The sequence below is a fragment of the Paraburkholderia sp. BL27I4N3 genome, from assembly GCF_003386115.1.
In the GTDB taxonomy this organism is placed as follows: Bacteria; Pseudomonadota; Gammaproteobacteria; order Burkholderiales; family Burkholderiaceae; genus Paraburkholderia.
The window spans coordinates 3,599,650-3,612,842 of record NZ_QREJ01000001.1 but is presented as its reverse complement, the minus strand read 5'-3'; the positions used below and the strand labels follow the sequence as shown (position 1 = coordinate 3,612,842).

The window sequence follows — 13,193 nt, the reverse complement described above, 5'->3', positions numbered from 1 at the left end:
TGGTTCAGCGTACTAGGGGTCGTCGCCTTAGGCCGAACCGGCCTAGCTGATGGCGGTTGTGGGCGATTCTCTCGCGGTATGGTCGTGTATGAAATTCGACGAAAAAACTCGCCAGCTTGCTGGCGCAACCTAACAAATCATGCGCTGGCGGCGTTCGCAGAGCGATCCACGAAATCGTTCCGCGCGCGACGGATTCAACGGCGCTCCGATTCGACGGAGAGATAGCTTGCGGGCGATCAGGCTTCCGGCGTTCTCGGTGGCGGGCAGCTTCGGCGCGAGTGCGGCGACGTGGGTCCTGCTGCAGCAGTTCGCCGTGCGTGGACTTGTAGCGATCAAATTTCTTGCGATTGGCCGGATGCTCGGGCCGGCGGCAATCGGTAGCGTGAGCGTGGCCCTGCTCGCGGTGGCGATTGCGGAAGCGCTGTCCGATACCGGCCTCGCGCAAGCGGTCATTCAAGGCGAACATCCACCTTCGCGCTCGCAACTCGGCGCGGTGTGGACCACATTGACGGCGCGAGGCGTGCTCATCTCGCTGCTGCTGGTCGCGCTCGCCCCACTGCTGAGCAGCCAGTTCCACCTGAACGGCTCGCTGATCCTGATCCAGCTCGCTGCACTGCTGCCGTTGCTGCGCGGTCTGGCGTCGCCGGCTTATTACGTGGTGCAGCGCGAGCGGCGCTTCCAGCACATCGCGGGCGTGGAGGTGGCGGCGTCGTTCGTCGATTGCGCGGTCGGACTCGCGCTCGCGTATTTCGGCGCCGGTGCGTCGTCGGTACTGATCGGCCTCGTAGCCGGCGAGAGTCTGAAAAGCTCCTTAACCTGGGCGACCATGAAACCGCGTCCGCCGATCCGCGCCGTGTGGTCGGGGATCGGCCACTATGTCGGGTTCAGCCGCTGGATCTGGGCCAGCAGCGTGATCAATCTGCTGCTCAATCAGTTCGACAAGGTGGTGGTCGGCAAACTGCTCGGACCGGCGCAACTGGGCAGCTATCAGATGTCGTCGCGGCTCGCGCAGATGCTGCTCGCCGACGCCGCGATTGCCATGTCGCAATACCTCTTTCCGACCTTCGCGGCGCATCATCGCCACAGTCCGCAGTCGGCCTCGCGCATCATCAAGATCTATTTGCTGGTGATCGCGCTCGGGCTCGCGGCTTTCGTCACGTTGCTCAGGCTGATCGCCGAGCCGCTCTTCTCGCTGATTCTCGGCGCCGCATGGCTGCCGGCGGTGCCGCTCTTCAGGATCCTCGTGATCAACATGGCGATCGGCGCGTTGATCGCCGTGCTCGTAGCGTATCTGCGCGCAGTGGGCGACGCGAAGGCGACCGTGCATGCGTCTGCGATTCAGGTGGTGGTGCTGCTGTTGAGCGCGCCGCCCGCGGTGCACTATTGGGGCGTGACAGGCATTGCGTGGTCCATGACGCTCGGCCTTGGCTGCGCCGCCGCGTGGATGCTGTTCAGGACGTTGACAGCAAGGACGTCGTGATGCGTGTCTTTCACCTGGTTCTTGCGCCGCGTCTGTCCGGAGCAGAAGTTCTGGCGAGGGACCTTGCGCTCGATCAGTGTGCCGAGGGCATGGCGGTGTGCGTGGCTTCGCTGTTGCCGGCGCATGCCGATTTCGCACCTTTGCGGAACGAGTTGGAAAGCCACGGCGTGCAGTGCTTCTTTCCGAAGCTGCGCCATCGTTCGTTCATCAAGCTGTGCCATTTGTTCGGAGCGGTGCGGCGTTTTCGTCCGGATGTGATCTTTGCGCACGCGACCATTCCGTCGTTTTACGCGCGCGCGTTGCCGCTGCGTGTGCCGGTGGTCTACGTCATGCATTCGGCGACCAACGACTTCGAGCGCCCGCTGTTCAGGCGCATCGAACATGTTCTGTCCGGACGTGCCCGAATGGTGATAGGTGTGTCCGAGCAGGGCGTGACGGATTACGTGCAGGCCATCGGGCCGCATCCTTCGATGACCGTGGTGCCGAACGGCGTGGATCTGGCGCGCTTCGCATTCACCGACGGCGTGGAGCGCGACGGCCGCGCGCCGCAGGTGGTGCAGATTGGCCGGTACGCGGCAGTGAAGAATCAATTGCTGACGGTGCGTGCTTTCAGCGAAGTACTCAAGCGCGAGAAAGACGCGCGGCTCGTGTTGTACGGCGTGATCGAAGACACCGACTACTGGCGCGCGGTCATTGCGCTGGCGCAGACGTTGGGCATCGCGGAGCGTGTCGCGGTGGCGGGCCCGCGCACCGATGTCGCCACCGTGCTGTCGGAGTCGAACGTGTTCGTCATGCCGTCGCAATCCGAGGCGCACAGCGTGGCGTTTCTCGAGGCGCTCGCTTCCGGCGTGCCGATCGTCGCGAGCAAGATTCCGGCTTTCGCTTTCGCGAGCGGATTTCCGGGCGTCCAACTGGTCGATACCGGCAACGTGCAGTGCTATGCCGAGGCGGTGATCGTTGCGCTAGGACAGGCGCGGGCGCAACGCTCGCTGGCCGGCCTGACGCTCAGGGATACCGCCGACCGCTATCGCGCGATCGCGCATCAGGTGGGTCTGGCCGTGTCGGCCCGCTAGCGCGGCGCATGGCGCGCCTGTTCCTGTTGTCACGAACTCATTGCACGCGGCGGGCGGACGCTCGGATCAATGATGGGTGCTCACGTCACGCGTCTCGGGCGCCGGCTCGGGTGCGGGCTCCGCGGGCGGGGGAATCTGGAGTTCCGTTTCGCGCTGCGCGAGTGTCACGAGACGCTGTGCTTCCTTGCTGCTCGAATCGATCTGCAGCGCGGTGCCAGCGTTGTGCGAGACGCATGTCCATCGCGCGATATATCCGCAGCCTCTTGCGAGGCTCAATAGCGCGTCGCGCTGCTGTTCCCGCGTGCTCAGCATGGAGCGCAGGTTCAACGCGTCGCGATTGTCCGGTTGCGCGGCGATGACCGCCGCAAGGCGCGCTCGGGTCGCCGACAGGTTGTTGCGCTGCAGATTGGCCCGTGCGGCTCTGAGATGCCGCGACACGTCGGCGCGCGGTTGCTCCGGCGGGTTGCCTGACTGTCCGCCCGGATTGCGCTTCGCCTCGGGTTCCACGGATGCGACCCGGCGCGAGAGCGGCGGCGAAGCGGCCGGCGGCGCAATCGGCGGCGAACGCACGGGAGCGGACCGCACGGCGGCGACGGTCGTGGCAGTCGTGGTGCGCGGTGCGGTGACTGCCACGGCAGGTTTCTGCGCGGCCGCAGGCGGCACGTTAGCGGGCGTCTGGACGACGACCGTGGCCGGCTTCTGTGCGACGACGGTGGCCGGTTTCTGGGTGACGGCAGCGGCGGGTTTCTGCACGGTGACGGCGGCAGGCTTCTGAACGGCGACAATCGCGGACTTCTGCTGTGCGGCAGGCGTCGGCCGCTGCGCGACGGCGGCCGGCGGCTTCTGCGGAATGACGACGAGCGGCGCGACATTTTGTGTCCGCACCTTGCCCGACACCGCGATTGGCGTGCCGACATTCGAGTCGTTGCTATGGATGAAACCCAGGTACACCGCGGAGGTCACCACCAGCACCGATGCACCCAGCACGAGGGGCTGGCGCAGCCGCTGATAGGCGGATACGGCGACCTCGGGCTTCTCGACGAACTCGTAGGGATTGACCAGTGCGCGCGAGGACGGATTCCAGATTTTGCGTGCCGGCACACGGCTGTCGACGAGCGGCTGCGAGTCGTCCAATTGACCGTTCAGCGGGACTTTGAGCGAGGCAGGCGGCGCCGGACGCGCGCCGAACGAATCGGCCGGACGCCGATGGCACGAAGGACAGGGCGTGAAGCGACCGGCTAGCGGGACACCGCAGTGCCCGCATCGGAAGGGATCGTGCTGATCGGAAGTAAAGTCGCTAAGCATCGCCGTGTCGCAAAGGGGCGTCGAATGCCGGCGCCACAATCAGAAAAAACAAGGCACCGTAACGAGGCTTGCAAGCGGGGTTACTGTGCGACTACGTAACCCCGCGCTTGCATGCACGCGCCATACGCGGCCCAGTACTGTGTCATGGGCGGCTCGGGCGCCGGCAGAGGCGGCAGCTTCACGCTGGACGCCGCAGCCGTCTGCGCCGCGCTCGCGGCTGCCGTTTCCGAGGCGCTGTTGCCCGCGGTCGTCGCCGATCCCGCCGTGGCGGCCGTAGTCGTGGTGTCCGCCGATGTCGCGCTCGCCGCCGTCGGGGCCGAAGCCCCCTTCGCTGTCGCCGCCGTGGTCGCTACGGGCGCACTCGCGCCCGGCGCGGCGGCGGCCGGCATGCTCTCGCCGATCGGCGCGGACGAGAAGGTGCTGGGCGGCAACGGCGGCCGCGACGGCGCGCCGGTCGACGAAGTCTTGGTGGCAGCCGGCTTGCGCGGTGGAATCTGCGGCTCGCGGACGATGTTGACCTTGGTCTGTTTGTTCGCCGTCGCATAGCACATCGCGGAATCGATGCTGCGCTGATAAGGGCTTTGACTTCGGATTGGATAGGTGAGCGGCTGCCATGCGAAAGCAGCACTGCTAAACGCCAATAGCGTCAGTAGGGTATATGTTTTGATTTGCATCGCAGTCTCTCCCGCAGCGATGTTTCGCCTTTCGTAGGCAATGGCGCTTCGCGGTGTGTTCTATGCCTGCTAATTTTGCCGCTGGACGGCGGCTCATTACCGCGAAGGCTGCTTTGGTGAGCGTAACACCCTGTATTGTCAACGCAATACACTGGCATAGCGCGCGAAACCGCCATCCTGCAGTCGAATCAAGACAGATCGACGAGAAGTGGCGGAAAACGTAGGGGTATCCCCAGGCGATGCAGCCGTGCCGGTGTTGAATGCGCAGGCGCTTCTCCGTGCATGGCAAGGAGTCGGACATGAGGAAATGGCCGTACTGCTATCGGATGCTGTTGGCGGTGGCATCCGTGTCGCCTCCGGATGCGCCTCCGGGAAAGGGCAGGGAGGAATGGCTTGCGGATCGCGCGGCTTACGGAACCGGCGGGAAATGCCGCTTGCCGGTGTGCACCCGCAAATGCCGGAAGCGCTCTTTCTTGTGCTCTTCGTCGAAATGCGCAAGAGACGGTTTGATCAGATCGCTGCGCGACACAATCCCGATTAATTGCAATGTGGTGGAATCCGCAACCACGGGCAAACGTTCGAGACCGTGCACCGCAAGCCGTGTTGCGACGAGGCGGCACGTTTCACCGGGCAGCGCGAACGTGGCCGAACGGTGGCGCAATACATCGGCGAGTTGCGAGTCGAGCGTACTGTGCGCGTCGCCACTGCGGATTGTCTCCAGCATCGCGCGATCGACGACGCCCACCAGCGCGCCCTGATGCACGACCGGATAGGCGCGATGTGTCTGCGTCGCACCGAAGTACGTTGTTAGCGCTTCTGCCACGGACATGCTGCCATCGATCGTCTTGACCGCGCGCGACATCACCTCGTCGACATGGTGGCGCTCGAGTGGATCGACGCCGTATTCGCGGTAAATGTGATAACCGCGCCGGGCAATTTTCTCGGTCATGATGGAGCGCTTCATGACGACCGTTGCGAACCCATGCGCGATCAGTGTCGCGGCGAGCAGCGGCAACAGCGCGTTACTGTCGTGCGTGAGGCCGAATGCGAACACGATGGCGGTCAACGGCGCGCCCAACGTGGCGCCGAGCGTAGCCGCCATGCAGACGAGCGGCCACAGCGCGGGTTCGCCGCCCGGCAGCACGTGGCCGAGCAAAACACCGAGTCCCGCGCCCAACATGAGCAGCGGAGCAAGGACGCCGCCCGAGGTGCCCGAGCCGAGCGCGACGACCCAGATGACCGCCTTTACGACGAGGATCGCCAGCGCGATCTGGATGGCAATGTGCTGATGCAGCAGATCGCCGATCACGTCGTAACCGACACCCAGCGCACGCGGTTCGAGAAAGCCGCCAATGCCGACGACAAGTCCGCCGAGCGCGGGCCACCACATCCAGTGGATTGGCAGCTTGCCGAACAGGTCCTCGACTTTATAAAGTGCGGCCGACAAGCCCGAGGCGAGCGCACCGGACAGCAAGCCGGCGATGACGCAGGACAGCAGCGATAGCGCGCCGGGCGGCGCCGTTTCAAGCGGAAAGAGCGGGCCGGTGCCGAACAACGCCGCACGCGCAAAACCGGCGACGGCACACGCAAGCGCTACCGGTAGAAAACTGCGCGGACGCCATTCGAACAGCAGCAGTTCGACCGCCAGCAGCACGGCAGCCACGGGCGTGCCGAACACCGCCGTCATGCCCGCCGCCGCGCCGGCCACCAGCAGCGTCTTGCGCTCCGCGGACGTGACCTTCACACACTGCGCGATCAGCGACCCCAGTGCGCCGCCTGTCATGATGATCGGGCCTTCCGCGCCGAACGGACCGCCGCTGCCAATCACGATGCCCGACGATAGCGGCTTGAGAATCGCCACCTTCGGCGACATGCGGCTCTTGCCGAACAGGATGGCTTCAATCGCTTCGGGAATGCCGTGACCGCGAATCTTCTCCGAGCCATAGCGCGCCATGAGACCGACGATCAGGCCGCCGATCACAGGGATGACCACCACCCAGACACCCAAGGTATTGACGGCCGGTGAACGGTCCGCAAACGAAAACTGCTGGAAGAAAAACAGATTGGTGAACAGATGAATCAGGCTCAGCAGCACGAACGCCGCGAGCGTGCTGAGCGCGCCGATTCCCGCGGCGAGCGCGGCAATGCCGGGAAGCCTCGCGTTGACGGAAAAATCGCGTTTATGGTGGTCGAGACTCATGGTGACTCAAATATCGATCTGGGGGACGCTAAACGCGCCTTTGAGCGACTTCAATTCGGCACGGTGCATCTCAGCGAGACGGGCGAGCACCTGCTCGCCGGCTTTCAGCAAATGAACCTCGACTTGGCGGCGATCCGTCTCGCTGACTTTTCTGCGGACCAGATCGAGCGCCTCGCAGCGGGACACCAGCGCAACCACGCCGTGATGCTGCGCCTGCAGCCGTTCCGCAAGTTCGCCGACGGTGGCCCAGTCGCGCTCGGGATAACCCTTGATGTGCAGAAGCAGTAGATACTGCAATGGCGTGATGCCTTCGCCCTGAGCAGCCTGCTCGGAAAAACGCTCGAAGCGCCGCATCTGATAGCGAAACTCGGACAGTTGCTCGAAGTTCGCCTTGGTCAAACCGCGCGTGAGTGTTTTCATTGAAGTGCCGTGGAGGAAGAGATAACGCGCGAATTATATCATGACGTGATATGTATGCCCGTGCTCGATCCCTGTGTCCGTGACAGTGGCTATGCCGCGGTTCGATGCCTGGCGTAAGCCTGGCGATACAGAGCCGCGATGAGGTCGGCCTGCGTGATCATGCCGGCTAGCCGCTGTTGCGAGTCCAGGACCGGAATATGGTGGTGCCCGTAGTTCGCGAACACCGGCACCAGTTCGACGATCGGGGTCGTTCCGTCGACTGTCTGAACGTCCGCGTTCATCAGTGCGCCGACGAGCGGCGCCGGAGTGACACTGCGCCTGAACCAGCGTTGCATGGGAGAAGTCAGACCGGGCGCTTTGCCGAACGCGCGTTTGCCGACGAGGTCGGCCCGGGTCACGATGCCGATTACGTGTTGCTTCTCGTCAGTGACCGGAAGTGCCTTGATATGACGCCGTTTCAGCAGACTCCATGCGGCGGAAGCACGCGTGGTCGCCGACACGGCGACGAGCGAGCGCGACATGATGTCCGCGCAGGTCAGTTCATTGAACGTGCGCGCGTAGGCCTGTAGCTGGACATCGCGCAGCAGGGATTCCAGATCGTCCGTATCGATATCGAGCAATTCGCCGCGGCGGCTCAGCACCGCTTCGAGGTCCGCCCGCGTGAAACCTTCGCTCGACGCCGAAGCCGACGCTCCCGCGCCTTTGACCGAACTCGCCTGAGCGACGTGGGGGTATCGGTGTCCGGTAGCTGCGTGATAGACGATGGCGGCGCATAGCAGCGTCACCGACTGGATCGCAATCGGCTCGGCCACGAAGCGATAGCCCAGCGCATGCACCGCCGGACCGCCAAGAACCGCAGTCAGCGCAACCGCGCCTGACGGCGGGTGAACACAGCGCAGTGCAAACATCGCGCAGATCGCGAGCGCGACGGCCAAAGCGCCGGCGCCCACCGGATCGCCGATCCAGCTTGCACAGGCCACGCCGACCGTAGCAGAGACGATATTGCCGCCGATGATCGACCACGGTTGCGCAAGCGGACTGGCCGGAACCGCGAACAGCAGCACGGCCGAAGCGCCCATTGGCGCGACGAGCAACGGAATATTTGCCGCCGGTCCGAGAAGGACGTGCATGGTCCCGCCGGTAAACGCAATCCCAAGCAGTGCGCCGAGACACGATCTCAGGCGTTCTGGCCATCGGACAGCCATGGGATGGGGGGCGAAGCTGGCGAGCCAGCGGATGAAAGCGTAGCGGGACAAGGTTCGAATAGGAAAATGGAAGGCGGTGTCACATTAGAGGAGGCCACACATTACGGCCAAATCCCCAGGAAACGAAAGAACGCATCGTCATGATTATATTTCATTGTGATATAAAACTGCGCGGCGGGGCGCCGCAACGCAGCAGAAGCAGGCGGTGGCCGAGGGTCAGGTCTGGTCCGCGGGTTCTTCCGCCGTTAGCGCGCGCTTCCTAAGGTCAAATCGGGTTCGCTGCTGCCCAGCGACTGGAATAGCGCGGCCGTATCGCTTAACCGGGCCGCCTGCGCGCGCGTCTGATCGAGAGCGGTCTGCCACGCCTGACGTTGCGTGTCGAGCAGGCTGAACTGGCTGACGCCACCCGCCGAATACTGCGCATGCGCAATGTCGAGGTTGGCTTGCGCTTGCCGGGCGGCGTCGTCGCGAGCATGCAGTTCGTGCGCGTCGTTACGCAACGCCGTCAGCGCGTCCGCAACCTGTTGCAGGGCCTGGAGCACCGTTTGCTGATAGCTCGCGAACGCAGCGTCATAGGCCGCCTGGGCAGCGCGCTTTTTCGCATGCAGCTCGCCACCACGAAAAATGGGCTGGGTGAGATTCAGGCCGATATTCCAGATATTCAGGCCATTCACAATGTCCTGGACACTCGTACGTTCAGAGCCGATTCCCGCCGACAGCGAAAACTGCGGGTACAGGTTCGCTGTCGCAACACCCACGTTCGCGCTGGCCTGGTGCAGTAGCGCCTCAGAGGCGCGAATATCAGGGCGTTGCCGTGCGAGTGACGAAGGCAGCGTGACGGGTATCTCAGTCGGCAGATGAAGCGAGTCCAGCGTGAGTCGATCGAACTCCGCTTTGGACGGCACGTCGCCCACCAGGATCGCCAGTTGATGATCCGCCTGCGCCAGCTGTGTGGCGAGCGGCGGCAGCGACGCGCGCGTTTGCGCAAGCAGCGTGCGCTGGCTGTTTACGTCGAGTTGCGACACACCACCGGCGGCGAGGCGTGCTTCCATGATGCCGAGTTGCTGCGCCTGTGCGTCGGCGAGGCGTTGTGTCAGCAAGACCTGCCGCTGCAACGAAGCGCGCTGCACCGCCGTCGATACGACATTGCCCGCAATGGACAAGCGCGCTGCGTCCAGTTGGAACGCCTCGTAGTCGACCTGCGCCAACGCGGCTTCGAGCGCCCGGCGATTGCCGCCGAAAACGTCGAATGTATACGCCACCGTCACCGACGCATTGAATAGCGAAAACGGCCCCGGGTTCTCGACATGCGGGATGCCGAACGCCGCGAGATCGACCTGTTGACGCGTTCCGGAAATCTTCGCGTCGACGCTCGGAAATCGTGTGGCGCCCGACTGCGCATTGTAGTTTTCGCGCGCCTCCATCAGCTTTGCGCGAGCTTGCGCCAGAGAGGGGCTTCGACTCAGCGCCTGATCGACGAGACGGTCTAGTTCGGCCGAATGAAATTGGCGCCACCACAGCGGCAGCGGCGCATCCGCTGTTGTGAAGGTTTGGGCGGAACCCTCGGTGCCGTCGGTCGATACTGTGCGTGCCGGCTCGGCCTTGTGCGTGTAGGTTTGCGTGTCCGGTGCCGCGGGCGCGTGAAAGTCGGGTCCCACTGCGCAGCCGCACAGCACGAGTGAACCGAGGAAAGCAAGTGGCTTCATGATCGTGTTTTCCTAGTCGAGCGTGCGCCGGTAGAAGCGCAATGCAATAGCCATGACGATCGCGGTAAACAGCGCCATTGGCCACACAGAGGGCCACAGGTCGGCCCAGCCATTGCCCTTGAGCAGGATGCCGCGAATCAGCCGGTTGAAATAGGTCAGCGGCAGGAGGTTGCCGATAAACCGCGCCCACGCCGGCATGCCCGCGAAAGGGAACATGAAGCCCGAGAGCAGGATGTTGGGCAAGAAGTAGAAGATAGTCAGCTGCATCGCCTGCAACTGGTTCTGTGCAAGCGAAGAAAGCGTGATGCCCACCGTCAGATTCGCCGCAATGAAAAGCAGAGCCGAGAGATAGATGGCCAATGCGCTGCCGACAAATGGAACGTGGAAAACGTAGCGTGTCGCGGCAAGAATGATCGACGCCTGAATGAGCCCGATGACGACATAGGGCACGATTTTGCCGGTCATCACTTCGATTGGCAGAACGGGAGTGGCGAGCAGGTTTTCCATCGTGCCGCGCTCGCGTTCGCGGGTCACGGCGAGGCCGGTCATCATGACGAGCGTCATGGTGAGGATCACGCCCATCAGCCCGGGCACCACGTTGTATTGCGTCACGCCTTCGGGGTTGTAGAGGTTGTGAACCTGCACGTCGAAGGCGTTTTGCGTGCCGTTCAGATGTGCGAGCGGACCCGTGAGATCTTTATCCGCGACCGGTTGGACGAGTTTCGGCAGCGCGCCGACGGCGGTGTTCGTTGCGGTCGGATCGGTCGCGTCGGCTTCGACCAGCAGTGACGGATGCTCGCCACGCAGCAGTTTGCGCGAGAAATCTACGGGCACATTCAGCACGAATTGCACCTTGCCTTGGGCGAGCGCGCGGCGCCCGGCCTCTTCGTCAGGCAAGATTCCGACGATATCGAAATAGGCCGAGTTCGTCATCGCCGCAACGAAGCTGCGGGAAAACTCGCTCTGGTCGTGCAGGATAACGGCTGTCGGCAGGTGCTTCGGGTCCGTATTGATCGCGAAGCCGAACAGTGCAAGCTGGACGATCGGCAGTCCGACAATCATGCCGAACGTGACGCGGTCACGCCTTAACTGAAGAAACTCCTTGAGAACGATGCTCCACCAGCGTGTCAGAGAGAAGACGGTGCGATTGCTCATGACGGCGCTCCGAAGTTGTCCTTCGAATGGCTCATCAGATAGATGAACACGTCTTCGAGTCCCGTGCCGATCGGTTCGATGCGCAGCGAGGTTCCGGCAACCGCGTGCCGCACCGCGGTTTCGAGCGCTTCGTGGTCGCGCCCGCTGACGTGCAGCGCGGAACCGAACACGACGGTCTGGTCCACGCCGGGCGTCGTGCGAAGCTGCTCGGATAGTTTGCTCAGGTGTTCGCCGTGGATGGACCACGTCGACAGAGCTTGTGATTCGATCACCTCACTCGCGGTGCCGCGCGCGAGCATCTTCCCGTAAGCGATATAAGCGAGCTTGTGACAGCGTTCCGCTTCGTCCATGTAGTGGGTGCTGACGAGCACGGATATGCCGGTGGCGGCGAGGCGATGCAATTCTTCCCAGAAGTCGCGCCGTGCGGTGGGATCCACGCCGGCGGTGGGCTCATCGAGCAGCAGCAATTTTGGCTCGTGCAACATACAGGCGGCCAGCGCGAGCCGCTGCTTCCAGCCGCCCGATAGCGAGCCGGTCAACTGGTTCGCGCGTGTCTGCAGGCCGAGCGATTCCAGCGAGCGATCCACCGCTTCTCGCCGGTTGCGCATCTGGTAGATACGCGCGACAAAGTCGAGATTCTCGCGGATGGTCAGGTCTTCCCAGTAGGAAAAGCGCTGGGTCATGTACCCGACGTTGCGTTTGATCTGCTCGCTCTCACGCACGATGTCGTAGCCGAGGCAGGTGCCGCTGCCCGAGTCCGGTGTGAGCAATCCGCACATGAGGCGGATGGAGGTCGTCTTGCCGCTGCCGTTCGGCCCGAGAAATCCGAAGATTTCACCACGGCCGACCTGCAACGAGACGTTGTTGACAACGTGCTTGTTACCGAAGCGCTTGTTCAGGTCATGCACGTCGATCACGTACTGGTGGGCGTCGTCGTTCATTGCAGCACCACTGAGACAGGTTGGCCCGGATGAAGCTTCGTTGCGTCCGCAACCGATGAGTGGGCTTCGACCATGAACACGAGCTTGGCGCGGCTCTCGTTGCTATAGATGACGGGCGGCGTGTATTCGGCCTGATTCGACACATAAGTGATCTTTGCGGGTACATCAGCCGCGCAGCCGTCGCAATGCAGCGTCACGCCGCGATTGAGCGCCAGTTGCCCGACGATCGTCTCCGGAACGAAGAATCGCACCTTGATGTTCTGCGGCGGCAGCATCTGGACGACCGGACTGCCGGCAGCCACCCATTCACCCTGGCGATAGAGCGTGTCATAGACAAGGCCTTCCGATGGGGCGGCGACGCGTTTCTGATCGAGTTTCCATTGGGCCTGCGCGACGACGGCATCGGCGGCGGCTACTTGTGCCTCCTGTCCGACGATCTGTTGTGAACGGGCGGGTAGGCGAGCCACGTCGACCTGATGGGCGAGTTCCCGAACCTGCGCGGCGGTCGAATCTGCGTTAGCGCGCGAGTCGTCGAGTTGACCTTTTGCGATGCCACCTGCGCGGTATTGGGCCTCGTCGCGCGTCAGTTGCAGCGCGGCTTTGCGGGCGTTGGCGATGGCCTCCGCCAGTTGCGCGCGATTGACGTCGACCTCGGGCACGCGCTTGCCGGTGCGGATGTCGGCGAGTTGGGCGCGGGCCGCCGCGAGTTGCTGCTGCGCCTGGACGAGTGCGTGGGCTTCGTCGTCAGACTCAAGGGAAAATAGCGAGTCATTCGCCTTGACTGTTTGTCCACGAGAGACGGATAGCGCCGTAAGCTTGCCGGCCTGTGTTGAGCCGAGATAGACGAACTCACCTTCGACATAGCCCTGATAAGTTGCCGTTTCGTGCCGTGAACAGGCTGATAGCAGGGCGAGAAGCAGCACTGAAAGCGCGGTCCCGGCAAATCGTTGCGCTCGCCTGGAGTTGGATGGAACTTCCATTGAGAGGCGTTTATTTAGTGAGTAATACATAATTAAAATCCTATGGAGCCGCGA

Annotated in this window: 11 protein-coding genes; 2 read left to right on the top strand and 9 right to left on the bottom strand. The window is 63.3% G+C overall.

All coding sequences use genetic code 11. From position 1 onward, the window contains the following. Window positions 1-226 precede the first annotated feature (226 nt). Both B0G71_RS16355 and B0G71_RS16350 read left to right on the top strand, forming a co-directional pair. Window positions 227-1,480, top strand: a complete 1,254-nt coding sequence (locus B0G71_RS16355) for an oligosaccharide flippase family protein (RefSeq protein WP_116148655.1) — start codon at window positions 227-229, stop codon at window positions 1,478-1,480. Then, window positions 1,480-2,553 (top strand): glycosyltransferase, encoded by a 1,074-nt coding sequence (locus tag B0G71_RS16350; RefSeq protein WP_116142756.1) that lies wholly within the window; start codon window positions 1,480-1,482, stop codon window positions 2,551-2,553. The genes B0G71_RS16355 and B0G71_RS16350 overlap by 1 nt, the downstream gene beginning before the upstream one ends. Before the next feature lie 66 nt (window positions 2,554-2,619). Here B0G71_RS16350 and B0G71_RS16345 read toward each other — a convergent pair whose 3' ends face one another. From B0G71_RS16345 to B0G71_RS16305, 9 genes are all read right to left on the bottom strand, one after another. After that, window positions 2,620-3,687 (bottom strand): hypothetical protein, encoded by a 1,068-nt coding sequence (locus B0G71_RS16345; RefSeq protein WP_258875614.1) that lies wholly within the window; start codon window positions 3,685-3,687, stop codon window positions 2,620-2,622. 251 nt (window positions 3,688-3,938) lie between these two features. Next, a complete protein-coding gene (locus tag B0G71_RS41985; RefSeq protein ID WP_116142754.1) occupies window positions 3,939-4,532 on the bottom strand; it encodes a hypothetical protein in 594 nt (197 codons plus the stop codon). Between the two features lie 409 nt (window positions 4,533-4,941). After that, window positions 4,942-6,732 carry a chloride channel protein gene (locus B0G71_RS16335; protein WP_116142753.1) on the bottom strand — a complete coding sequence of 597 codons (1,791 nt, stop codon included), beginning with the start codon at window positions 6,730-6,732 and terminating at the stop codon, window positions 4,942-4,944. A gap of 6 nt (window positions 6,733-6,738) precedes the next feature. Beyond that, window positions 6,739-7,152: a MarR family winged helix-turn-helix transcriptional regulator gene (locus tag B0G71_RS16330; RefSeq protein ID WP_106284409.1), complete on the bottom strand. Its 414-nt coding sequence runs from the start codon at window positions 7,150-7,152 to the stop codon at window positions 6,739-6,741. Window positions 7,153-7,241: 89 nt separating this feature from the next. Further along, window positions 7,242-8,408, bottom strand: coding sequence for an HPP family protein (locus tag B0G71_RS16325; protein WP_181916779.1), 1,167 nt, complete (start codon window positions 8,406-8,408; stop codon window positions 7,242-7,244). A 194-nt stretch (window positions 8,409-8,602) separates the two neighbouring features. Continuing rightward, complete coding sequence (locus B0G71_RS16320; RefSeq protein ID WP_116142751.1) at window positions 8,603-10,063, bottom strand: efflux transporter outer membrane subunit; 1,461 nt, start codon at window positions 10,061-10,063, stop codon at window positions 8,603-8,605. Between the two features lie 12 nt (window positions 10,064-10,075). Next, window positions 10,076-11,218 carry an ABC transporter permease gene (locus B0G71_RS16315; RefSeq protein WP_116142750.1) on the bottom strand — a complete coding sequence of 381 codons (1,143 nt, stop codon included), beginning with the start codon at window positions 11,216-11,218 and terminating at the stop codon, window positions 10,076-10,078. Next, the gene (locus tag B0G71_RS16310) at window positions 11,215-12,159 is read right to left on the bottom strand and encodes an ABC transporter ATP-binding protein (protein ID WP_116142749.1); all 945 of its coding nucleotides are present in this window, start codon (window positions 12,157-12,159) and stop codon (window positions 11,215-11,217) included. The genes B0G71_RS16315 and B0G71_RS16310 overlap by 4 nt, the downstream gene beginning before the upstream one ends. Further along, a complete protein-coding gene (locus B0G71_RS16305; RefSeq protein ID WP_116142748.1) occupies window positions 12,156-13,139 on the bottom strand; it encodes an HlyD family secretion protein in 984 nt (327 codons plus the stop codon). Before B0G71_RS16305 ends, B0G71_RS16310 begins: the two co-directional genes overlap by 4 nt. Window positions 13,140-13,193 lie beyond the last annotated feature (54 nt).